Annotated in this window: 18 protein-coding genes, 1 pseudogene and 1 riboswitch; of the genes and pseudogenes, 9 read left to right on the forward strand and 10 right to left on the reverse strand. The window is 59.3% G+C overall.

Features of this window, described 5'->3' with window-relative positions; translation table 11 throughout:
- Window positions 1-10: 10 nt before the first annotated feature.
- On the reverse strand, window positions 11-1267 hold the full coding sequence (locus PY649_RS01170; RefSeq protein WP_285866252.1) for an AGE family epimerase/isomerase: 1257 nt from the start codon (window positions 1265-1267) through the stop codon (window positions 11-13).
- A 269-nt stretch (window positions 1268-1536) separates the two neighbouring features.
- On the opposite strand from PY649_RS01170, the gene metH reads away from it, so the two are divergent.
- Window positions 1537-5313 (forward strand): methionine synthase, encoded by a 3777-nt coding sequence (gene metH, locus PY649_RS01175; protein WP_285866253.1) that lies wholly within the window; start codon window positions 1537-1539, stop codon window positions 5311-5313.
- Window positions 5314-5392: 79 nt separating this feature from the next.
- On the opposite strand, the gene PY649_RS01180 is transcribed toward metH, so the two are convergent.
- The gene (locus PY649_RS01180) at window positions 5393-6157 is read right to left on the reverse strand and encodes a GntR family transcriptional regulator (protein WP_285866255.1); all 765 of its coding nucleotides are present in this window, start codon (window positions 6155-6157) and stop codon (window positions 5393-5395) included.
- A complete protein-coding gene (locus tag PY649_RS01185) occupies window positions 6154-7038 on the reverse strand; it encodes a glucosamine kinase nucleotide-binding domain-containing protein (protein ID WP_285866256.1) in 885 nt (294 codons plus the stop codon). The genes PY649_RS01180 and PY649_RS01185 overlap by 4 nt, the downstream gene beginning before the upstream one ends.
- 550 nt (window positions 7039-7588) lie before the next feature.
- On the opposite strand from PY649_RS01185, the gene PY649_RS01190 reads away from it, so the two are divergent.
- The 6 genes and pseudogenes from PY649_RS01190 to PY649_RS01215 all read left to right on the forward strand — a co-directional run.
- Entirely contained in the window at window positions 7589-8848 is a 1260-nt protein-coding gene (locus PY649_RS01190; protein WP_285866257.1) for an ABC transporter substrate-binding protein, read from the forward strand.
- Window positions 8849-9147: 299 nt separating this feature from the next.
- Window positions 9148-10101, forward strand: coding sequence for a carbohydrate ABC transporter permease (locus tag PY649_RS01195; protein ID WP_285866258.1), 954 nt, complete (start codon window positions 9148-9150; stop codon window positions 10099-10101).
- 12 nt (window positions 10102-10113) lie between these two features.
- Entirely contained in the window at window positions 10114-10953 is an 840-nt protein-coding gene (locus PY649_RS01200; protein ID WP_285866259.1) for a carbohydrate ABC transporter permease, read from the forward strand.
- The gene (locus PY649_RS01205; protein ID WP_285866260.1) at window positions 10950-12014 is read left to right on the forward strand and encodes a Gfo/Idh/MocA family protein; all 1065 of its coding nucleotides are present in this window, start codon (window positions 10950-10952) and stop codon (window positions 12012-12014) included. The genes PY649_RS01200 and PY649_RS01205 overlap by 4 nt, the downstream gene beginning before the upstream one ends.
- Before the next feature lie 13 nt (window positions 12015-12027).
- Window positions 12028-13032 carry an ABC transporter ATP-binding protein gene (locus PY649_RS01210; protein ID WP_285866261.1) on the forward strand — a complete coding sequence of 335 codons (1005 nt, stop codon included), beginning with the start codon at window positions 12028-12030 and terminating at the stop codon, window positions 13030-13032.
- Window positions 13033-13138: 106 nt separating this feature from the next.
- Window positions 13139-13333, forward strand: a pseudogene (locus PY649_RS01215) (UTRA domain-containing protein); the annotation flags it as partial.
- Window positions 13334-13336: 3 nt separating this feature from the next.
- On the opposite strand, the gene PY649_RS01220 reads toward PY649_RS01215, so the two are convergent.
- The 7 genes from PY649_RS01220 to PY649_RS01250 all read right to left on the reverse strand — a co-directional run bounded on the left by PY649_RS01220 (window position 13337) and on the right by PY649_RS01250 (window position 19536).
- Window positions 13337-13687 carry a VOC family protein gene (locus tag PY649_RS01220; RefSeq protein ID WP_285866262.1) on the reverse strand — a complete coding sequence of 117 codons (351 nt, stop codon included), beginning with the start codon at window positions 13685-13687 and terminating at the stop codon, window positions 13337-13339.
- Between the two features lie 57 nt (window positions 13688-13744).
- A complete protein-coding gene (locus PY649_RS01225; RefSeq protein ID WP_285866263.1) occupies window positions 13745-14221 on the reverse strand; it encodes a 6,7-dimethyl-8-ribityllumazine synthase in 477 nt (158 codons plus the stop codon).
- 90 nt (window positions 14222-14311) lie between these two features.
- A riboswitch (FMN riboswitch) is annotated at window positions 14312-14460 on the reverse strand.
- A gap of 91 nt (window positions 14461-14551) precedes the next feature.
- The gene (locus PY649_RS01230) at window positions 14552-15613 is read right to left on the reverse strand and encodes an ABC transporter ATP-binding protein (protein WP_285866264.1); all 1062 of its coding nucleotides are present in this window, start codon (window positions 15611-15613) and stop codon (window positions 14552-14554) included.
- Window positions 15614-15624: 11 nt separating this feature from the next.
- The gene (locus PY649_RS01235; protein WP_285866265.1) at window positions 15625-16413 is read right to left on the reverse strand and encodes an ABC transporter permease; all 789 of its coding nucleotides are present in this window, start codon (window positions 16411-16413) and stop codon (window positions 15625-15627) included.
- Window positions 16410-17300, reverse strand: coding sequence for an ABC transporter permease (locus tag PY649_RS01240; protein WP_285866266.1), 891 nt, complete (start codon window positions 17298-17300; stop codon window positions 16410-16412). The genes PY649_RS01235 and PY649_RS01240 overlap by 4 nt, the downstream gene beginning before the upstream one ends.
- Window positions 17301-17373: 73 nt before the next feature.
- Window positions 17374-18477: an ABC transporter substrate-binding protein gene (locus PY649_RS01245; protein ID WP_285866267.1), complete on the reverse strand. Its 1104-nt coding sequence runs from the start codon at window positions 18475-18477 to the stop codon at window positions 17374-17376.
- A 186-nt stretch (window positions 18478-18663) separates the two neighbouring features.
- Window positions 18664-19536, reverse strand: coding sequence for a MurR/RpiR family transcriptional regulator (locus PY649_RS01250; RefSeq protein WP_285866268.1), 873 nt, complete (start codon window positions 19534-19536; stop codon window positions 18664-18666).
- Window positions 19537-19717: 181 nt separating this feature from the next.
- On the opposite strand from PY649_RS01250, the gene PY649_RS01255 reads away from it, so the two are divergent.
- Window positions 19718-20485 (forward strand): N-formylglutamate amidohydrolase, encoded by a 768-nt coding sequence (locus tag PY649_RS01255; protein WP_432761308.1) that lies wholly within the window; start codon window positions 19718-19720, stop codon window positions 20483-20485.
- A 121-nt stretch (window positions 20486-20606) separates the two neighbouring features.
- Window positions 20607-22178, forward strand: coding sequence for an amino acid permease (locus PY649_RS01260; protein ID WP_285866270.1), 1572 nt, complete (start codon window positions 20607-20609; stop codon window positions 22176-22178).
- The last annotated feature ends 3 nt before the right edge of the window (window positions 22179-22181 follow it).

The raw sequence follows: 22181 nt of genomic DNA on the forward strand, positions 1-22181 counted from the left end.
GCACTTGATCTCAGATTTTCCCGCCGGCTTCGGCGATGACTTTGGTCAGGCTGCCGGTCGCTGGGAAGAGCGGGATGAGGCAGGCCTGCAGGGCGTGATAAATATCGCCCTTGCCAGGGAAAAGCGTGTGGGCAGGAACCAGGTCTTCCGTCAGTTCCTCGTGCCAGCCGCCATTCTTGTGGTCGATGAAGGCGCGGCCGATGGCGCCCCAGATCTTGCGGTAGCTCACCTCGTGGAAATCGCTCGGCATATGCTCGTTGAGGTAGTGCGCAGCACCGGCGCCCTCGCAGGCCGGCCACCAGAGCTTGTTGCGCTTAGCGGGCGCGTCAGCCCAATCGAGCGTATAGAAGAAGCCGCCTTTGTCGTTGTCCCAGCCCAGTGACATCGATTGGGAGAAAAGACCCTTAGCGGCGTCAGGCATCCAGTCGTGACGCTTGTCGCCGAGGAACCAAAGCTGCAGGACGAGGCGCGCCCATTCCAACCAATGGCCGGGCGTCGTGCCGGAGGGACGGAACATTTCGTTGCCGCGATAGTCCTTGTCGAGCTCCCAGTCGGCATTGAAATGTTCGGCGACGCGCCAACCAACGGAACCGGCGGAGCAGCGGATGATGAGATCGGCAATGCTTTCGGCCTTGTCGAGGTAGGTTCTGTCGCCAGTCGCTTCGAAAGCAGCCATCAGCGCCTCGGTCAGGTGCATATTGGAATTCTGGCCGCGATAGCTGCCGCCATCGATCGGCGACCAATCCTGATTGAACTCTTCGGCGATCGCGCCGTGTTTTTCTTCCCAGAATTTCGTGTTCAGGATTTCGGTGACGTCGGCGAGCATGCCGTCAGCGAGCGGATGGCCGATGGTCTTGGCAGACGAGGCCGCAAGTAGCACGAAAGCGTGGCCATAGCCCTGCTTGCTGGCATCGACCGGGCCGTCATTGTTGAGCGACCAGACATAGCCGCCATGGGTCGCATCACGGTGCTGCTTCCACAGATAATTCATGCCGTGATCGACAATATCTTCGGAGCCGGGACGACCGAGCAGCGAACCGATCGAGAAGCAGTGCACCATACGCGCGGTTGAATGAATGCCGCGCACAGGATTGACCACATCGAGCGGCCTGCCGGCATCGTCCATATCGTAGAAGCCGCCCTTAGGATCGACGCCGCGATACTGGAAGAAGTCGAAAAGCCCGCTTGCTTGATCCAGCAGCCAGCGCCGGTGGTAGGCTCGCGTGCTCCAATTTCCGAGGGCTGCCGTTTCACGCTGTATGCTCATGCTATCCTCCAAGACTCTTTTGCCATAAGCCCTATAGCGCCGCCTGAAAGCGCTGTCATGGCTTTATGGAATGAAACTGTGTCGGCTGCTAAGCGTTGTCCATGCCTGAGGGGATTAGCAGCCGATCACATCGATATTTTTCGGAAGCGCGGTGAATGACAGCAGCATTGTCCTTGCGCCATGCTTCTTCACGGCATAGATATGTTGACATAAAGATATCTTTATGTGATCTGGATGCGAAGTCGCAATCAGGCCAATGGAGTTCGCTTATGTTTGACAATCTTTTTGGTTCAGAAACAGCGAAACGCGATGGCAGCGAAGTGTTCGCCGCCCTGAGGCAGGCAGCGAGCGAACGAATCCTCGTGCTCGATGGCGCCATGGGCACGCAAATCCAGGGGCTCGGCTTCGACGAGGATCATTTCCGCGGCGATCGCTTCATCGGCTGCGCTTGCCATCAAAAGGGCAACAACGACCTTCTCATTCTGACACAGCCCGATGCCATCGAAGAAATCCATTATCGCTACGCTAAGGCCGGCGCGGATATTCTGGAAACCAATACGTTTTCTTCGACCCGCATCGCGCAGGCCGACTATCAGATGGAAGGTGCGGTTTACGATCTGAACAAGGAGGGCGCGGCGGTTGCCCGCCGGGCGGCGATCCGTGCCGAACGCGAGGACGGCAAGCGCCGTTTTGTCGCCGGCGCCATCGGCCCGACCAACCGCACCGCTTCGATTTCTCCCGATGTCAACAATCCCGGCTACCGCGCAGTGAGCTTCGACGATTTGCGCCTGGCCTATGCCGAGCAGATCGACGGTCTGATCGACGGCGGTGCCGATATTATCCTGATCGAAACCATCTTCGATACGCTGAACGCCAAGGCGGCAATTTTCGCCTGCGAGGAGCGGTTCGAGGCCAAGGGCGTCCGCCTGCCCGTGATGATTTCCGGCACGATCACCGATCTTTCCGGCCGTACCTTGTCTGGCCAGACGCCATCGGCTTTCTGGAATTCGGTGCGCCACGCAAGCCCCTTCACGATCGGCCTCAATTGTGCGCTCGGCGCCAATGCCATGCGGCCGCATCTGCAGGAGCTCTCGGCCGCTGCCGATACCTTCATCTGCGCCTATCCCAATGCCGGCCTGCCGAACGAGTTCGGCCAATATGACGAAACGCCCGAGATGATGGCGGCGCAGGTCGAGGGCTTTGCCCGCGATGGTCTCGTCAATATCGTCGGCGGCTGCTGCGGCTCGACGCCGGAGCACATCGCCGCGATCGCTCAAGCGGTTTCGAAATACCAGCCGCGCCAGCTTGCGGAGCACCGCCCATTCATGGCGCTCTCCGGTCTCGAGCCCTTCGAGCTGACCAAGGATATTCCCTTCGTCAACGTCGGCGAACGCACCAATGTCACCGGTTCGGCAAAATTCCGCAAACTGATTACCAATGCCGACTACGCGGCAGCGCTGGCTGTCGCCCGTGACCAGGTCGAGAACGGCGCGCAGGTCATCGACATCAACATGGACGAGGGCCTGATCGATTCGGAAAAGGCGATGGTCGAGTTCCTCAACCTGATCGCCGCCGAACCGGATATTGCCCGCGTGCCGGTCATGATCGACAGCTCGAAATTCTCGATCATCGAGGCGGGCCTGAAATGCGTGCAGGGCAAGCCGATCGTCAACTCGATCTCGCTGAAAGAAGGCGAAGAAAACTTCCTCAAACAGGCGCGATTGCTGCGCAATTACGGCGCTGCCGTCGTCGTCATGGCGTTCGACGAGAAGGGGCAGGCCGATAGTTATCAGCGCAAGGTCGAGATTTGCGCCCGCGCCTACAAGCTTCTGACAGAAGAGGCCGGGCTGTGGCCGGAAGATATCATCTTCGATCCGAATATCTTCGCGATCGCGACCGGCATCGAAGAACACAATAATTACGGCGTCGATTTCATCGAGGCGACACGGACGATCCGCCAGACCATGCCGTTGGTGCATATCTCGGGTGGCGTGTCGAACCTTTCCTTCTCCTTCCGCGGCAATGAGCCGGTACGCGAGGCGATGCATGCGGTGTTTCTTTACCACGCCATTCAGGCGGGCATGGACATGGGCATCGTCAACGCCGGACAGCTCGCTGTTTACGACAACATCGATCCCGAGCTGCGTGACGCTTGCGAAGATGTCGTGCTCAACCGCCGGCCCGACGGCACCGAGCGGCTGCTCGAAATAGCCGAGCGTTTTCGTGGCGCGGGCAGCCGCGAAGCCAAAGTGCAGGATCTCGCCTGGCGCGACTGGCCGGTCGAAAAGCGGCTGGAACATGCGCTGGTCAACGGCATCACCGAATATATCGAAGCAGACACCGAAGAGGCGCGGCAAAAGGCAGAGCGGCCCTTGCATGTCATCGAAGGACCGCTGATGGCCGGTATGAATGTCGTCGGCGACCTCTTCGGCTCGGGCAAGATGTTCCTGCCCCAGGTGGTGAAGTCTGCCCGGGTGATGAAGCAGGCCGTTGCCGTGCTGCTGCCCTATATGGAGGCGGAAAAGCTTGCCAATGGCGGCGGCGGTGAGCGTCAGGCGGCGGGTAAGGTGCTGATGGCGACCGTCAAGGGCGATGTACACGATATCGGCAAGAACATCGTCGGCGTCGTACTCGCCTGCAACAACTACGAAATCATCGATCTCGGCGTCATGGTGCCGGCGACAAAAATTCTGGAAACGGCGATCGCCGAGAAGGTCGACATCATCGGCCTCTCCGGTCTGATCACACCATCTCTGGACGAAATGGCGCATGTTGCGGCGGAAATGGAGCGGCAAGGGTTTGATATTCCATTGCTGATCGGCGGCGCGACCACCAGCCGTGTGCATACGGCCGTGAAGATTCATCCGCGCTATGAGAAGGGGCAGACGGTATATGTTACGGACGCGAGCCGTGCTGTCGGCGTCGTCTCGGCGCTGTTATCGCCGGAGGCCAAGCAGGGTTATGTCGACACCGTTCGTGCCGAATATGCCAAGGTCGCGGCGGCGCATGCCCGCAGCGAGGCGGAGAAAGTGCGCCTGCCTATCGCAAGGGCCCGCGAGAATGCCGAAAAAGTTGATTGGGCGAGCTACAAGCCGGTGAAGCCGCAGTTCTTCGGAACAAAGGTGTTTGAGAATTACGATCTGGCGGAGTTGGCCAAATATATCGACTGGACGCCATTCTTTCAGACCTGGGAGTTGAGGGGCCGCTTCCCGGCGATCCTCGAAGACGAAAAGCAGGGCGAGGCAGCGCGCCAGCTTTATGCCGATGCGCAGGCCATGCTCGAAAAGATCATAGCGGAAAACTGGTTCCGTCCGCGCGCCGTCATCGGTTTCTGGCCGGCGGGCACAGTCGGCGATGACATCAGATTGTTCACCGATGAGGACCGCACCGACGAACTCGCGACCTTCTATACGCTGCGTCAGCAATTGTCGAAGCGGGATGGCCGCCCGAACGTGGCTCTGTCGGATTTCGTGGCGCCGGTTTCGAGTGGTGTCGGCGACTACGTTGGAGGCTTCGTCGTCACGGCCGGTATCGAGGAAATCGCCATTGCCGAGCGTTTTGAACGTGCCAATGACGATTACTCCTCGATCCTCGTCAAGGCGCTCGCCGATCGCTTCGCCGAGGCCTTTGCCGAGCGGATGCATGAGAGGGTGCGGCGCGAATTCTGGGGCTACGCCAAGGATGAGGACCTCAATGGCGACGAGCTACTGGCGGAAGCCTATGCCGGTATTCGCCCTGCGCCGGGCTATCCTGCCCAGCCTGACCACACCGAGAAGGAGACGCTGTTCCGCCTGCTCGATGCGGAAGCGGCAACGGGCGTGAAGCTCACCGAAAGCTACGCCATGTGGCCGGGCTCATCCGTTTCCGGCCTCTATATCGGCCATCCCGACTCCTATTACTTCGGTGTTGCCAAAATCGAGCGCGATCAGGTGGACGACTATGCAGCCCGCAAGGGCATGCCGGTTGTGGAGGTGGAGCGCTGGCTCGGACCGGTTCTCAATTATGTGCCGGAAAAGCGAGATGCCGCGGTGGATGACGCGGCATGACGGATATGATTTAACGGTGCAAGTTCGACGGGCTTGCCGATGGCTTCGGTTGGATAGCCTGGGTCTGGCGAACTAGAGGCTACGTCGCCCCGATCGTCAGCTCCGCAACAAAGTCATAGGCGTCCCCTCGATAGAGCGAGCGGGTAAATTCCACCGCGCGACCGGAGCCCAGGTAGGAGATGCGCTCGATCGATAAGCCGGCGGCGCCGACGGGGACGCCAAGCAGGCCGGCGTCGGCTTCCTTCATGTTGGTTGCGGAGATGCGCTGCACGGCACGGACCGGGCGGACCTGGCGCTTTTCGAGCTCGGCGTAAAGCGAGGATGTCACGATCGATGGGTCGGGCAGGAACTCGCCGGAGACGCTGGCATGTTCGATGGCGAGCGGCTGGTCGTCGGCGATACGCAGGCGGCTGAGGCGGGAGACCTTCGTGCCAGCTGCAAGGCCGAGGATCATCATTTCATCGGGCGAGGGGGTGTGCACGCCCTTGTGCAGCCATTCGGAGCGCGCCGTCATGCCGCGCCGCGCCATGTCCTCGGTGAAGGACGTTAGTTGCGACAGACGTTGTTCGACCTTGGAGACAGGTTTTGCGACGAAAGTGCCGGAGCCGTGGCGGCGGACGAGGACGCCTTCGGCGACGAGATCGTCGATCGCCTTGCGCACTGTCACACGGCTGACGGCGGCGTATTCTGCGATGTCACGTTCCGGCGGCAGGGCATCGCCATGCTTCAGCGTTCCGACCTTGACGGCGTCTTCGAGTGTGCGGCGCAATTTGACATACAGTGGGCCGGTGCCGCCGGCGAGCAGGCGTTCCGGCAAGAAGATGCGGCTCAGATCCTCGGTCATCGGGTGCTCCCCGTGTCACATTGCAGGAGCTTGGCCGCCAGTTCGACCGCACCGCGCAATACGTCGCCTTTCGGTTCCGCGAGAAGCGCTTTATGCCGCGCGTCCAGCCAGGGATGATATGCCTTCGAGAGGCCGCCGAGCAGGCAGATAGACGGACATTCAGGCCAGAGCAGGGCATCGAGACTTTCGGCGATGGCGTTTATCGCCGCCTTGACGATACCGACAGCGATCTCATCGCCTCTTTCGGCATATTCGAAGACCATCGGTGCATAACGCGCGAAATCCTTCGGCTTGGAGACATGCGCGAATTCGACGATGCGTTCGGGATCGCCGCCAAATTCCGTCATGATTTTCTGCGTGACCGGCGAGGGTCGGCATACTCCGTCATGCGCCAGAAGCGAGCGTTCCAGAAGATCGCGGCCGAGACGCGCGCCGCTAGCCTGGTCGCCGACGATAAAGCCCCAGCCTCCGATACCCCGAATCTTGCCGTTGCGTCGGGCATTGTAGACGGAGCCGGTGCCGAACGCGCCGATGATCCCGTCGGCATCGCCGAGCGCGCCCTGTAGGGCAATCATTGCATCCGTAACAACCTGACCATTCGCGAAGGGCAGGGCCTTTTCGACGCGCTTGGCGTAGTCGCCAACATTGGCGCCGGCCGTGCCGACGACTGCGGGCAGTTCGTGAGCCAGCTCGGGATCTAGCCCGGCATCATCGAGTGCCTGCCGGGCGGATGCGACGATGTTGATCAATGAATTTTCGAGATCGGAAAGGATGTTGGCGGCACCTGCCTTGCCGGTGCCGAGAACTTTACCCATTCTGTCCGTCACAGCAGCGCGGCAGCTTGTCCCGCCGCCGTCGATACCGATCGCAAACTCTGCCATCGCACCCTCCGGATACCACCCATTCCCCATTTTTTCTTACAATACCAAAAAAATACCATTTACCAATAGGCAAGGCTCCGCTTTTTTCATTCTTGTATACTATTGAAAAATATCGATAAAATTTTTTTATCTGCTTTTCTTGCCCAAAAAAGTTAAATTCGGCTGGACAATTGGTATTTTTTTGGCCTTAATTCCTATCAAGGGAACAGTTCGAACAGGCATCGGCAGAACCGGCAGGATAATAATAGCCGGAGGCTCAGCAGAAGGTGGCAGACCTCTGCCGTTGTCAGGAGCCGCGTGGATCAGGAGGATCCGTGCGACTGCGTTCGTCATGAATTTCCCGTGTATTGAGTTTCCGGTGTCTCTGTCCGGTCATCCGGCAGGTCACGATTGGTAGGGCCGATCAGGCACAGTGCCTTGCGCCCTTGTGCATATGGGGCCGGCAATGTTGGCGGTCCTTGTGGAGCGTTGGCTGTTTCCTCAGATATGCCAGCGGATTTTTCAGATCGAGAACAGTGCCTTATTCCAGGCGCTTAAACAGGAGAGGGAAATGAAAAACAATGTTCTGAAAGGCTTGCTCCTCGCATCCAGCCTGCTGACTTCGGTCGGCTTTGCGCATGCGGCGGACGTGACGCTGACGGTTGAAAGCTGGCGTAACGACGACCTGCAGATTTGGCAGGAAAAGATCATCCCGGCTTTCGAGGCCAAGAACCCCGGCATCAAGATCGTCTTCTCGCCGACAGCTCCTACGGAGTACAACGCATCGCTGAACGCCAAGCTCGATGCGGGCTCCGCCGGCGACATCATCACCTGCCGTCCGTTCGACGCTTCGCTGGACCTCTTCAACAAGAAGCAGTTGTCCGACCTGACGTCGCTGAAGGGCATGGACAACTTCTCGCCGGTCGCCAAGGCCGCCTGGACCACCGACGACGGCAAGTCGACCTTCTGCGTGCCGATGGCTTCGGTCATCCACGGCTTCATCTACAACAAGGACGCCTTCGACAAGCTCGGTCTCAAGGTTCCGGCAACGCGCGACGAATTCTTCGCACTGCTGGACAAGCTCAAGGCTGACGGCACCTACATTCCGATGGCCATGGGCACGAAGGACCTCTGGGAAGCCGCGACCATGGGCTACCAGAACATCGGTCCCAACTACTGGAAGGGCGAAGACGGCCGCCTGGCTCTGATCGCCGGCAAGCAGAAGCTGACGGATGCTCCGTGGGTCGACCCCTTCAACGAACTCGCCAAGTGGAAGCCTTACCTCGGCGACGGCTTCGAAGCCCAGAGCTACTCGGACAGCCAGAACCTCTTCACGCTCGGCAAGGCCGCCATCTATCCGGCCGGTTCGTGGGAAATCGCGTTGTTCAACACTCAGGCTCAGTTCAAGATGGGTGCCTTCCCGCCGCCGGTCGCAAAGGCTGGTGATACGGCCTACATCTCCGACCATCCGGATATCGGCGTCGGCCTGAATGCCAAGAGCACGCATCCGGAAGAGGCCAAGAAGTTCCTGACCTGGGTTGCTTCCGACGAGTTCGCCAACATCTATGCCAACGCGTTGCCGGGCTTCTTCAGCCTGAATTCGCACCCGGTTAAGATGAGCGATCCGCTCGCTCAGGAATTCGTCTCCTGGCGCGACAATCATAAGTCGACCGTTCGTTCGACCTACCAGATCCTGTCGCGCGGCACGCCGAACCTGGAGAACGAAACCTGGACGGCATCTGCCAACGTGATCAACGGCACGCAAACGCCGGTAGCTGCTGCTCAAAAGCTGCAGGACGGCCTCGACAAGTGGTTCAAGCCGGCCAAGTAAGCCTGCTTTGACGCAATGCGGGTGTGGGGCCTCATGGTCCCTCACCTCATGCTCTCCCTGTTGCATGCAGATGGAGAGACGAACAGAAGCGCGGCTTCCCGCCTTTATGGGTAAGCGCATGACGCGCCTTTGTTATTTCTTATGCCAATTAGCCGCTGGACTGGCGCGGTCGCCACACCAGCATTGTGCCGCGCCCGATATTGTTTCTCCATGCTTGGCTGGGGAGCCGGAACAGCGGGCGGATTTGAACATTTGCGCTGCCGCCCCGATCAGCAGCCAATAAAAACAGGCAGAAAGCCATGAGCGAAGCCGTTATATCTGCCGCTTTTGATGCGGTTCCGATCAAGCGCCAAAGGCGTTGGCATATCTTCGTTTTTCTTCTTCCGGCCTTCATCGTCTACACGGCGGTGATGATCCTGCCTCTGATCGAGACATTGCGGCTGTCGCTGTATAACGTCGTCGACAACCAATCGACCTTTGTGGGTCTCAACAATTTCAAAGTGTTGTTTGGCGATGATCGCTGGTCGAATGACTTCTGGAACGCGCTTCGCAACAATTTTATCTTCTTCGTCATCCACATGTGCGTGCAGAACCCGATCGGTGTCGCGCTCGCGGCGCTTCTGTCGCTTCCGAGATTGCGGTTCGTCGCCTTCTATCGCACCGCCATGTTCCTGCCGACCCTGCTTTCCTTCGTCATCGTCGGCTTCATCTGGAAGCTGATCCTGTCGCCGCTATGGGGTGTGGCGCCCGATTTGATGGGCCTGGTCGGCCTTAAGTCGTTCTTCGCTCCCTGGCTGGGCAAGCCGGGTACGGCCTTGGTCACGGTCGCGCTGATCTCGGTTTGGCAGTATGTCGGCATCCCGATGATGCTGATCTATGCGGCGCTACTGAACATCCCGGAAGAAGTCGTCGAGGCGGCCGAATGCGATGGCATTACCGGCTGGAGCCAGTTCTGGAAGATCAAGCTGCCGTTGGTGCTGCCGGCGATCGGCATCATCTCGATCCTGACCTTCGTCGGCAATTTCAATGCTTTCGACTTGGTCTATACCGTGCAGGGCGCGCTGGCAGGGCCGGATGGCTCCACGGACATCCTGGGCACGCTGCTCTACCGCGTCTTCTTCGGCTTCCAGCTGCAGCTCGGCGACCGTTCAATGGGCGCGACGATTGCAACGGTGATGTTCCTGATCATCCTCGCCGGCGTCTCGTTCTATCTTTTCATTGTCCAGCGGCGCATCCGCCGTTACCAATTCTGAGGAGAGGCGACCATGACCAAGGCACGCACTTCCGTTGTCCGCTCCGGCCTCGTGCATCTGGCGCTCATCGCCTACACGTTGCTTGCCATCTTCCCGGTGTTCCTGACCATCATCAATTCCTTCAAGGATCGCGCCTCGATCTTTCGGGCGCCCCTGAGCATCCCAACGCCGTCCAGCTTCAGCCTGATCGGCTATCAGACGGTTTTGAAGCAGGGCGATTTCCTGACCTATTTCGAGAACAGCTTCATCGTGACGATCGTCTCGATCGTCCTGACCCTGCTGTTCGGCGCCATGGCGGCCTTCGCGCTGTCGGAATACCGCTTTCGTGGCAATACGATCATGGGCCTTTATCTCGCGATCGGCATCATGATCCCGATCCGCCTCGGCACGGTCGCCATCCTCCAGGGCATGGTCGCCTTCGGGCTGGTCAACACGCTGACCGCGCTGATCCTTGTCTACACGGCACAGGGCCTCCCGCTTGCCATCTTCATCCTGTCAGAATTCATGCGCACCGTGTCGGATGACCTGAAGAATGCGGGCCGCATCGATGGGCTCAGCGAATATGCGATCTTCTTCCGTCTTGTGCTGCCGTTGGTTCGTCCGGCCATGGCGACGGTTGCCGTCTTCACCATGATCCCGATCTGGAACGACCTGTGGTTCCCTCTGATCCTGGCTCCGAGCGAGGCGACCAAGACGGTGACGCTGGGATCGCAGATCTTCATCGGCCAGTTCGTCACCAACTGGAACGCCGTTCTGGCGGCGCTGACGCTCGCCATCCTGCCGATCCTCGTGCTTTACGTCATATTCTCCCGTCAACTCATTCGTGGCATTACCTCCGGAGCAGTCAAGTGAGCTCATCCGAAAAGCCGATCCGCGTCCTCGTCGCCGGCCTTGGCAATATGGGTCGCAGCCATGCGCTGGCCTATCACAACAACCCCGGTTTCGAGATCGTCGGCCTCGTCAACCGCTCCAAGCCGAAGCTGACGGAAGAACTGCGGGGTTACACGATCCATCCGGATTTCGAGACAGCTCTGAAAGAGTTGAAGCCCGATCTCTGCTCCATCAACACCTATTCCGACAGCCATGCGGATTATGCCGTCATGGCCTTCGAGGCAGGCTGCGACGTCTTCGTCGAAAAGCCGCTGGCAACGACCGTCGAGGATGCGGAGCGCGTTGTGGCCGCGGCCAAGAAAGCCGGCCGTAAGCTGGTGATCGGCTACATCCTGCGCCACCATCCGTCGTGGATGAGGCTGATCGCGGAAGCCCGCAAGCTCGGCGGCCCTTATGTCTTCCGCATGAACCTGAATCAACAGTCGAGCGGGCCGACCTGGGAGACGCATAAGGCGCTGATGCGCACGACATCGCCGATCGTCGATTGCGGCGTGCATTATGTCGACGTCATGTGCCAGATCACCGACGCCAAGCCGGTCGAAGTGCGCGGCATGGGCCTGCGCATGTCGAACGAGATCGCGCCGGACATGTACAATTACGGACATCTGCAGGTGATCTATGAGGACGGCTCGGTCGGCTGGTATGAGGCTGGCTGGGGCCCGATGATTTCCGAGACCGCCTTCTTCGTGAAGGACGTGATGTCGCCGAATGGCGCGGTCTCGATCGTCATGGATCCGAATGCCAAGTCTGACGACATCGATACGCACACCAAAACCTCGATCATCCGGTTGCACACCGCCGAAACCGGCCCGGACGGCAAGTTCATCCGGCCGGACCAGGATCTGCGCATGGACGGCGAGCCGGGTCATCAGGAGCTCTGTGACCTCGAGCAGGCCTTCGTGCTGAAGGCCATCCGGGAAGATGCCGACCTTAGCCGCCATATGGCCGACGCCGTTCAATCGCTACGCATCTGCCTCGCCGCCGACGAGAGCGTGCGCACCGGCAAGCCCGTTTATTTGTAAGGGATTAGAGACTGTGGGATCGCTTCAACTGAAATCCATCCACAAGGCCTATGGTACACATGACGTGCTGAAGGGCATCAACCTCGATGTGAAGGACGGCGAGTTCGTCATCTTCGTCGGCCCGTCCGGCTGCGGCAAGTCCACCCTTCTGCGCAGCATCGCAGGTCTTGAGGATGTTACCTCGGGCGCGGTCTTGATCAATGGCAAGGACGTGACGGTCACGCCACCCGCCAAGCGCGGCATTTCCATGGTGTTCCAGTCCTATGCGCTTTATCCGCATCTGACGGTAAAGGACAATATGGGCCTCGGCCTGAAGCAGGCCGGCACCGCCAAGGACGAGATCGACAGTCGTGTCGACAAGGCGTCCGGCATGCTCTCCCTGGAACCCTATCTCGCCCGCCGCCCGGCGGAACTTTCCGGCGGCCAGCGTCAGCGCGTCGCCATCGGCCGCGCCATCGTGCGCGAGCCGGAACTCTTCCTGTTCGATGAACCGCTGTCGAACCTCGACGCGGCGCTGCGCGTCCAGACCCGCCTTGAAATCGCCCGTCTGCATCGCAGCCTGCAGGCGACGATGATTTATGTTACCCACGATCAGGTCGAGGCCATGACACTGGCCGACAAGATCGTCGTGATGAACGCCGGTGCGATCGAGCAGATCGGCTCGCCGATGGAGCTTTATAATCGGCCTGCGAACATCTTCGTCGCCGGCTTTATCGGTTCGCCGCAGATGAATTTCATCCCGGCGGAAAAGCTCGAACAGAGCGGCGCAAAGACCATCGGCATCCGTCCGGAGCACATCACTTTGTCGCGCGAACAAGGCACTTGGTCCGCCAAGGTCATCCATGTCGAACACCTCGGCGCCGACACGATCATCTATCTCGAATCCAACCACACTGGCCTTCTGACCGTGCGCCTCTTCGGCGAACATAAATACGAGCCGGACGAAACGGTCTATGCGACGCCCGACGCCGGCCATATGCATCGCTTCGACGCGAATGATCAGGCCGTTCGGGCGTAGGCCCTGCATTCAGCAAATTGAAGAGGGCCCTGCTTCGGCGGGGTCCTCTTTTTATTTGTCCAGCGATGGCTTCAAATAGTCCAGTCGTCCGGACGAATTCGCCCACGACTATGTGCGTCTGTCGACCGACATCGAGGCACGCATGCCGAGTGCCGAGGAGGCGCGGCTGCTGCGGCAGCCGAAGTCGACACCGGTATTGGTCGTCCTCAAAGTGGATGTCGATAGCGACGGCGCACCCATTACCTATTCAGAGACACTATGGTCGGCGGAGCGGGTGACCTTCAAGGTCGATGTGGGGTAATGTCTATCGGTGCGACAGGATGTTCACGATCTTGCCGAAGGGATCGCGAACATAGAAGCGCCGAACGCCCCAGGGCTCATTGGTAAGTTCGTAAACGATATCGAGCTGCATCGATTGAGCGCGCTGGTAGACTTGATCGATATTGTCGACCTCGATCGAGAGATCGGGCGCTGCGGTTCCGGAGCCGCCTTCGCTTGCGATGCTGATCTGCGGGACGGTCGGCGCGTCGGAGGCGAAGGTCACGATCCAGCCTTGGTCCATGACAATATCCAAGCCGAGCAGGTCGCCATAGAAGGCACGGGCGCTGGCGGGGTCGACGGAATGCAGATTGGGGACAATGCGCAGAACGGTCATGCGATGCTCCGCACGAGAAATGGAGGCGGGCGATTACCGCGCCTCCACCATCCTACCTCAGACCGTTACCGATGGCAGCAGCTTGGCGCGTTCGCTCAGAAGCTGCCGGCAGGCGGATGCGACTTCGCGGCCCTTGATGATGAAATGCTCCTTGAAGAATTGGATATGCGCTTCCGATTCCTGAAAGTGATGCGGCGTCAGGACGGCCGACAGAACGGGCACCCCGGTGTCGAGCTGCACGCGCATCATCGCATCCAGAACGGTGTTGGCGACGAATTCATGGCGATAGATGCCGCCGTCGACAACGAAAGCGGTGGCGGCGATCGCGGAATAGCGGCCGTTGCGAGCGAGCGTCTGGGCATGCAGCGGAATTTCCAACGCGCCCGGTACGTCGAAAATATCGATGGGGGATGCCCCCTCTGCCGTCTGCCACTCGGTGACGAATGAATCGACGCAACGATCGACGATGTCGGCATGCCACCGGGCCCGGATCAGCGCAATGCGGCTGGGCTGGGTGGAGATCGAAATGGTCATGAATTTTGCCTTTCAAGGGTTGTTGTCAAATATCCCTTGGGCGAACACGCGGGTCACTACGCTCCTCACGAGGGAGGAGGGTGCGGTCCAGCTTGCTCTCTTCCATCCGGACTATACCGTCGGCTCCGGCCTCTCACCGGATCTGCTGACCCTCCCGGCAGACCGGAAGACGCTCGCGGGCTCGGAGACAAAATCTCCATACCGCCGGTGGGGAATTTCACCCCGCCCTGAGAACGGCTGAACTATAAATGCGGTGCAACAAAAATCAAAGAAAAACGCCGGGCGATTTGCCCGGCGCGTGCGAAAAATCTATCCGTCTGCCCTTGTCCGTCAGTCCTGGATGACCAGCAGATCGGAGGAGGCGAACCGCAGCGTGACCTTCTCGCCAACGCTCGGAGGCATCATGCCCGGGCTGTTGAACATGTCGAAGGAAATGGTGTTGCCGCCGACATTCATGCGCGTGCGGATGACCGAACCCAGGAAGTGTGCCGAGGAGACTTCGCCGGTCAGCGCGGTGTCGCCCTTGGCCGATTCCGCCAGCGAGCCGGCTTCCGGGCGCAAGGCGAGCGATACCTTATCGCCCGGCTTGTAGGCCGTAACCGACTGCTTCAAGGTGATGCCCTGATCGCCGATCATGATGCGGCTGCTATCCGGATCGACGACCTGGCCTTCGATGAGGTTCAACGTGCCGACGAAGGACGCGACGAAGCGGGTAGCCGGGGTGTTGTAGATTTCGAAAGGCGTGCCGATCTGGTCGGCGCGGCCGGCGTTCATGACAACGATGCGGTCGGAGATCGACAGAGCTTCTTCCTGGTCGTGCGTCACGAAGACGGTGGTGATGCCGAGCTGCTGCTGGATGGCGCGGATTTCTTCGCGCAGCGATACGCGGATCTTGGCATCGAGGGCCGAGAGCGGTTCGTCGAGCAGCAGAACCTGCGGCTTGACGGCGATAGCGCGGGCAAGCGCCACGCGCTGCTGCTGGCCGCCGGACATCTGGAAGGGGTAGCGGCCGGCAAGATGATCGAGCTTGATCAAGGCCAGCATTTCCTTGACGCGCTTGTCGATCTCGGGCTTTGCAACGCCGGCGACCTTGAGGCCGAAGGCGACATTGTCATGGACGGTCATGTTGGGAAACAGGGCGTATGCCTGGAACACCATGCCGATGTTACGCTGGTTCGGCTTCAGCGGACGCTGGTCCTTGCCGTTGATCGTCAGCGTGCCGGCGGTCGGGGTTTCGAAACCGGCGATCATGCGGAGAACGGTCGTCTTACCGCAGCCAGACGGTCCGAGGAAGGAGATGAACTCCCCTTTCTCGATATGCATGGTGAAGTCGTGAACGACTTGGACGTCGCCGAAGGACTTCTTGATGTGGGTGAGTTCGAGAAAAGCCATGGTGTGAAGCCTTACGCCTTAATCGGAGCGGATTTGGAGAAGCGTGAAACAAGCTGGAGCAGGCCCATGCTGAGCCAGGTTACAGCGAGCGCGATGATCGCCAGCGCCGATGGCTCGTAAGCCTTGTTGGCGCCGATGAGCTGCATATAGGGTCCGAAGGCCGGACGGTTGAGCAGCGACGCCATGGTGAATTCACCCATGACGATCGCAAGCGTGATGAAAGCGCCGGAAAGCACACCGCTCATCACATTCGGGAAGATGCATTTGAACATGATCGTCGTCCACTTAGCACCCAGGCTTTCCGCCGCTTCCGTCAGCGTGCCGACATCGATCGTGCGCATAGCCGTATCCACCGAACGGTACATATAAGGCAGCGACAATACAATGTAGGAGCAGACGAGCAGGAGGTTCGTTGTCTGGTTGTAGCCGGTCAGCGGCAGGATCGACGACGAATTATAAAGGCGGAGATAGCCGAAGACGATGACGATGGCGGGAATGACCAGCGGCATCAGCGTGACGAATTCCACGAAGGGGCGGATCTGCGGCAGACGCAGCCGCACCCAGTAGGCAGTCGGTACGACAAGGAGCATGCCGAAGATGATGGTCAGGAGCGCCATCAGCATGGAGAAGCCGAAGGCGGTCAGGAAGCCCAGGTCCGAAAAGACCGATCTATAGGCGTCGAAGCTATAGACGTCGCGCCGCATGCGCAGCGAAAATTCCAGCGTACCGATAAGTGGAACGAAGAAATAGATGACGCCGATGGCGACTGCGATCCAGGCAAAGAATTTTTGCAGCTTCATTTTTGCCACCGTTCAGCGCGCATGCGCATCAAGATATAGATGACGTTTGAAATACCTGTGATGACGATCATGCCGAGCGCCAGCGCATAGCCAAGGTTGGCATTGTGCAGTACGTCGCCACGGATCTGCGCATAGAGCACGATCGGGACGATGTTCAGCGAGCTGCCGGTCAGCGCGATAGCGGTTGCAATGGCGCCGAAGGAGTTGGCGAAAAGCAGCAGCGTCGTGCCGAGCAGGCTGGGCCAGAGGATCGGCAGGGCGACCATCAGCCAATATTGCTTGTTGGTGGCGCCGAGAATGGACGCGGCTTCGCGCCATTCCTTCTTCATGCCGTCCAGCGCCGGCGTAATGATCAGCACCATCAGCGGGATCTGGAAGTACATGTAGGTGATGGTGAGACCGAAGAAGCTCAGAAGATTGAAGCCGGTCGCGTAAAGGTTCAAACCGAAATGGGCAAGCAATATGGTGACCAGGCCCTGGCGACCTAGCGTTGCGATGAAAGAGAAGGCCAGCGGTACGCCTGCAAAATTGGAAGCGACGCCGGAAAAGGTCAGAAAGGCACTGCGGATCCAGGTGGGGAGACCGCCGAGTACGAGCGCCCAGGCGAGATAAAAGCCGATGATCGCGCCGCCGAGCGCGGAGGCAACCGAGATTCTGATACTGATCCAATAGGCGCTCAGGATGGTCGGCGTGAACAGATCGCCGAGATTCTTGAGCGTGAAACTCCCGTCCGGCGTCAAAAACGCGCCCATGACGAGATAGAGCGTCGGGATTATCAGGAACAACAGCGTGAAGATCACGAACGGGGCGATGCCCAGCCAGTCGACGACGATACGCTTGTTGATCAGAGGTGCGGTACTGACTGCTGATGTTGTGACGGTGCTCATGAGGGGCCCCAATTTGCGGCGTCGGAAAATGGAAAACCTCCCCGCCGAAGCGGGGAGGTCACGTCAAGTCAGATTACTGAACGTTCGAACCGACGACGCTGTCCCACTGCTTGGTGATGACAGCCGAACCGGCGTTCTGTTCGTCGAGCGTCGGGAAAATAGCCTTTTCATAGGCTGCTGCCGGCGGCAGCTTGTCGAGAAGCTCCTGCGGAACCTTCTTGTTCTTCGCCAGGTCGTTGAAGCGGATCGGGTGGCAATAGCCCTTCAGCCAGCCGATCTGGCCTTCGTCGGAATAGAGGAATTCCATCCAGAGCTTGGCAGCGTTCGGGTGCGGAGCGAAAGCCGAGATCGCCTGGACGTAAACGCCAGCGATAACGCCCGAAGCCGGAACCGTAACGTCGACCGGCGGGTTGCCGTTCAGGCTGTCGCGCCATGCGAGACCATTATAATCCCAAGCGACGACGATCGGGGTGGAGCCCTGAGCGAGCGAAGCGGACTTGCCGATGATCGGAACGAAGTTGCCAGCCTTGTTGAGCTGGGCGAAGTACTTCAGGCCAGCGTCGCCAACCTTGGTTGCATCCTTCTCGCCAGCGGCGAGACCGGCAGCGTAAACCGCCTGAACAGCCTGGTTGGAAGCGCGCGGGTCGCCGGCGAGCGATACAGTGTTGGCGTAATCCGACTTCTGCAGGTCAGCCCAATCCTTCGGCGGATTCTTGACGACGTCCTTGTTCACGACGAAGGAGAGAACGCCGTAGTAGTCGCCGTACCAGGAGCCGTCAGCATCCTTGGCGCTGTCCGGGATCGAGTCCCAGGTAGAAACCTTGTAAGGCAGCAGCAGACCGTCCTTCTTGGCGGTCGGGCCGAAGGAGAGACCGACGTCGATGACGTCGGGAGCCTGCGGGCCGGTGTTGCCCTTGTTGGCGCGGATGGCTTCGACTTCATCGCCCGACCCGGCGTCCGGGTTCAGTTCGTTGACCTCGAGGCCGTACTTTGCCTTGAAGGCGGCGATCAGGTCGCCATAACCGCACCAGTTGTGGGGCAGGGCGATGGTGGTCAGCGTGCCTTCCTTCTTGGCGGCAGCGATGAGGTCTGCGCTCGGTTCAGCAGCAGCGATAGCGCTCGAAGCGACGAGCATCGCAGTGGAGAGCGTCAGAAGACGATGAATTTTCGAGATCACTGGTATTCCTCCTTTTGGGTTTTCAGTGTCTGGCGTTGCTGTTAATGACGTTGCATGAAGGTTGTGTGACGGGTTGCAGCGGGTTGCGTTTCCTGAAACGTCGGGGATTTACTTTTATCCGCTAACGATGACAGGCTCTAACTTGTCGGCGATCCCCAAGTTATATTTTTTATACTTCCCCTCCCTCTAACCTAGCTTGCGGAACAGCCTTGTTTGTTCGAACAGGCCTTCAAGCGTTTTCATGCGCTCACTGGTCTCATCCCAGGTCGAGCTTTGTACGGCTTCGATCAGGGCCTCGACGATGAAGAGGGTGACGACGGAAGAATCCCAAGCCGATGGGGCTTCGATTTGCACGCGGAACGTGTGTTTGGCATGCTTGGCGGCGGGGGTGGCCCATTGGTCGGTGAAGACGATGATCTCGGCCCCGTGGCGGCGGGCGGCGGCAGCGAGGCTGACTATTTCCTGCTCATAGCGACGGATATCGAAGATCACGAGCAGGTCGCCGGGATTCATGTTCAGAACATATTGCGGCCAAGAACTGGAGTTGGAGGAGAGCAGGGTCGTGTTCGGGCGGATGACCTGCATATGGGTGAAGAAATATTCGGCAAGCGCGCCTGTGATGCGCCCACCGACGAAATAAAGCCCGCGCTTGCGCTCCGACAACAGCGCAGCGACGCTATCGAAGGTTGCCGCATCAATATCCGTCAGTGTCTGGCGAAGATTGCCCATGATGGCGTCGGCAAAGCGATTGAGGATATGTGTGCCGGGGGCATTGGATGCCCAGCGGTCATGCTTCGTCAGTGGATTTGAGATGGTCGCCTCGACCTCCTGATGGAGGCGGGACTGAAAATCCGGATACCCCTTGAAACCGAGCTTCTGCACCATGCGGGCCACTGTCGGCGTGGAAACCCGCGCATTTTCGGCAACCGTCGTAATGCTGCCCAGCCCCGAGACCGGATAGTTGTCGAGCAGGCTCTTGGCGAGCTGCTTTTCGGCGCGCGTCAACGCGTCGAATTGGGCATGGATAACGTCCGAAACTGTTTTCGACGCATTGCTCACTCGATTTTAGCTCCCCAGGGACGGTCTTATGCCAGTCTCCTATAAAGATATAACTACGCTGTCACATTTGGTGTCAATGTCACAAATGAAGAAATAATTTCAGTTCCCAGTTGACAGTCGCCGAAACCTGAAGAATTCTTTTCTTATAAAGATTTTATTAGGTAGCGGTGGGGCTCCTTTGATGCTTGCTCGGCAGGGGATTCTGACGGAAGCGGATGGCGATTGCGTTGCGGTCGAACGACCGGCCGGAGCAAGCCCGGTTCTGATCATTTGTGAACATGCTTCGCGCACGCTGCCGGAATATTTCGGCGATCTCGGCCTTTCGACCGAAGCGCTTTCCAGTCACATCGCCTGGGACCCCGGTGCGCTGGCCGTCGCCAGGAAAATGTCTGATAGCCTCGATGCTACGCTGGTCTACCAACGCTTCTCGCGCTTGATCTACGACTGCAATCGGCCGCCGGAAAGCGCGGGCGCCATGCCGGAAACCAGCGAGATCTACACGATCCCCGGCAATCAGCACCTGCAGGCGGCCGACCGACAGGCACGAACCGACGCTCTTTATATACCATTCCACGACCGCATTCGGGCTCTCTTGAAAGAGCGAGCGGCGAGGGAACAACAAACCGTGATCGTCACGGTTCACAGTTTTACGCCCGTGTACAACGGCAGGCAGCGGGCAGTGGAGCTCGGCATCCTGCACGACGAAGACCATTGGCTGGCGGATCGCATGCTCGAAGCGGCCACACAGGCGCCGCTCTACCGCACGGAACGAAACGAGCCTTATGGGCCAGAGGATGGTGTTACCCATACGCTGAAACTGCATGGGCTCGCCAATGGTTTGCATAACGCAATGATCGAGGTCCGCAACGACCTCATCGGAGATGACGTCGGCCAAGGGGTCATGGCCGGCTATCTGACAGGGCTTATCCAGAGCAGCCTGGAAGCCTGAGTATAAAAATGACCCCGGGGAGCAGTTCAACTGCGATCGGGCCGCACGGCAAAAGCCGGTGGCGCACATGGTACATGGTTTTCCGCAATTCCGCGGACGGCCGGGTTTTAGGGGGAATGACATGTCTGATTACACAGAGTTAGACAAAAAGCAGGACGTGCATATTCTGCACTCCATGGGCTATGCCCAGGAGTTGGAGCGGCGCATGAGCTCGTTCTCGAATTTCGCCGTATCCTTTTCGATCATTTGCATTCTTTCGGGCGGCATCAATTCGCTCGCTCAGGCGACTTCGGGAGCAGGTGGTGCCGCGATCGGCATCGGCTGGCCAGTCGGATGCTTCATCTCTCTGGTCTTCGCCGTCGCGATGGCGCAGATCAGCTCGGCCTATCCGACGGCGGGTGGGCTCTATCACTGGGGTTCGATCCTCGGCAACCGCTTCACCGGCTGGCTGACAGCCTGGTTCAACCTGCTCGGCCTCGTCACCGTTCTCGGGGCGATCAATGTCGGCACCTATTATTTCTTCCTCGGCGCTCTCGGCAGCTATTTTGGCATGGTCGATACAACAGTGGTCCGGATTGTGTTCCTGGTCGTCATCACCGGCCTTCAGGCACTCGTGAACCACATGGGTATCGGGCTCACGGCGAAGCTGACCGACTTCTCCGGCTATCTGATCTTCGCCACTTCGATCGCGCTGGCGGTCGTGTGCCTGATCGCCGCGCCGTCCTATGATTTCGCACGGTTGTTCACCTTCACAAACTACTCCGGCGTGGCGACCATCGCTGCTGACGGGTCGGCGACTGGAGTACCGGTCTGGCCGCAGGTGTCCACCTTCTGGGTCTTCGCCCTCGGCCTGTTGCTGCCGATCTACACGATCACCGGTTACGATGCCTCGGCGCACACCTCGGAGGAAACTCTCAAGGCAGCGCATTCCGTTCCGCGCGGCATGGTCGCCTCGGTGCTTTGGTCGGCATTGTTCGGTTACATCATGCTATGTGCGTTCGTTCTGATGCTGCCGAACATGGACGATGCCGCAAAGCAGGGCTGGAACGTGTTCTTCTGGGCGATGGACGCTCGGGTCAATCCCATCGTCAAGGATATCCTGTATTTCCTGATCTTCGTCAGCCAGTGGCTGTGCGGCCTCGCGACGGTCACGTCGGTATCGCGCATGATCTTCGCGTTCTCGCGTGATGGCGGCCTTCCGGCATCGAAGGGGCTTTCCAAGGTCAGCCCGAAATTCCGCACGCCGGTATCCGCGATCTGGACAGGCTCGATCCTTTCGGTGCTGTTCGTCTGGGGCTCGTCGCTGGTATCGATCGGCGACACGCCGGTGTACACGATCGTCGTTTCGTGCACGGTCATCTTCCTCTTCTTCTCCTTCGCGATCCCGATCACGCTCGGTCTATTCGCATGGGGCACGTCGAAGTGGGACAAGATGGGCCCGTGGAATCTCGGCGAGATGGGGTTCAAGCTTTTTGCCGTGCTCTCGATCATCGCGATGATCGTGATCTTTGTTATCGGCATTCAGCCGCCGAATGACTGGGCGGGTATCATCACCGTCGGCTTCCTTGTCCTGACGGGGATCGTCTGGTTCGGTTTCGAACGTCGCCGCTTCCGGGGCCCGCCGATCGGCGAGGAGATCGCTAGGCGCAAAGCCGAAATCGCAGCGGCTGAAGCCGCCGTCGGCGAACGCTGACCC

The sequence above is a fragment of the Rhizobium mayense genome (genome assembly GCF_030272705.1).
Lineage (GTDB): Bacteria > Pseudomonadota > Alphaproteobacteria > Rhizobiales > Rhizobiaceae > Rhizobium > Rhizobium mayense.

Coding starts and splice junctions, on each gene's coding strand:
- PY649_RS01230 (WP_285866264.1), bottom strand. CDS start 15,613: ATGGCTTTTCTCGAACTCACCCACATCAAGAAGTCCTTCGGCGACGTC.
- PY649_RS01240 (WP_285866266.1), bottom strand. CDS start 17,300: ATGAGCACCGTCACAACATCAGCAGTCAGTACCGCACCTCTGATCAAC.
- PY649_RS01255 (WP_432761308.1), top strand. CDS start 19,718: ATGCTTGCTCGGCAGGGGATTCTGACGGAAGCGGATGGCGATTGCGTT.
- PY649_RS01220 (WP_285866262.1), bottom strand. CDS start 13,687: ATGACCGTTCTGCGCATTGTCCCCAATCTGCATTCCGTCGACCCCGCC.
- metH (WP_285866253.1), top strand. CDS start 1,537: ATGTTTGACAATCTTTTTGGTTCAGAAACAGCGAAACGCGATGGCAGC.
- PY649_RS01225 (WP_285866263.1), bottom strand. CDS start 14,221: ATGACCATTTCGATCTCCACCCAGCCCAGCCGCATTGCGCTGATCCGG.
- PY649_RS01260 (WP_285866270.1), top strand. CDS start 20,607: ATGTCTGATTACACAGAGTTAGACAAAAAGCAGGACGTGCATATTCTG.
- PY649_RS01185 (WP_285866256.1), bottom strand. CDS start 7,038: ATGGCAGAGTTTGCGATCGGTATCGACGGCGGCGGGACAAGCTGCCGC.
- PY649_RS01190 (WP_285866257.1), top strand. CDS start 7,589: ATGAAAAACAATGTTCTGAAAGGCTTGCTCCTCGCATCCAGCCTGCTG.
- PY649_RS01170 (WP_285866252.1), bottom strand. CDS start 1,267: ATGAGCATACAGCGTGAAACGGCAGCCCTCGGAAATTGGAGCACGCGA.
- PY649_RS01195 (WP_285866258.1), top strand. CDS start 9,148: ATGAGCGAAGCCGTTATATCTGCCGCTTTTGATGCGGTTCCGATCAAG.
- PY649_RS01235 (WP_285866265.1), bottom strand. CDS start 16,413: ATGAAGCTGCAAAAATTCTTTGCCTGGATCGCAGTCGCCATCGGCGTC.
- PY649_RS01200 (WP_285866259.1), top strand. CDS start 10,114: ATGACCAAGGCACGCACTTCCGTTGTCCGCTCCGGCCTCGTGCATCTG.
- PY649_RS01180 (WP_285866255.1), bottom strand. CDS start 6,157: ATGACCGAGGATCTGAGCCGCATCTTCTTGCCGGAACGCCTGCTCGCC.